We start from the raw sequence: 459 nt of genomic DNA, 5'->3' as shown, positions 1-459 counted from the left end.
GCGAAGTTTTTAACTTATTTTAAATCGCTGTGTTTTTCAGCGACCATTTCATCTTATCATTTTCATAGTAAGAAGTCAATAGTTATTTCTTTCAGCAATCTGCCGAAAGTGATGAAGTTTTTCGTTTCTCTTAGTTGGTGCTTATTTATATTAAGCTTTTCCTGGCATAAAGTCAACACATTTCACAATAAATATTTCCCTCTCTCAAAATGAGATCAAGAATGGCTTCAAGGGTCCGTTTTGCTTAAGGAAAATACACACATTAGTGAGACAGAGCTGAAGGTATCCTAAAAAGCCTTAAAGGTTTTCATATTTTATCACGACCTTATGAAACAAAAAAAGACCAGCCGGATGGCTGATCTTTTAAATGGCTTGGCGGCGTCCTACTCTCACAGGGGGAAACCCCCAACTACCATCGGCGCTGAAGAGCTTAACTGCCGTGTTCGGAATGGGAACGGG

General features: G+C 39.2%; 1 rRNA gene. It reads right to left on the bottom strand.

What is annotated here, in order from left to right:
• Positions 1-370 precede the first annotated feature (370 nt).
• Positions 371-459, bottom strand: a 5S ribosomal RNA gene (rrf, locus tag N0M92_RS29245); the annotation flags it as partial.

The organism is Peribacillus aracenensis, from assembly GCF_025175645.1.
Taxonomy (GTDB): Bacteria; Bacillota; Bacilli; order Bacillales; family DSM-1321; genus Peribacillus; species Peribacillus aracenensis.
Note: the sequence above shows the minus strand (reverse complement) of the source record. Positions and strands in the feature narration are given on the sequence as shown.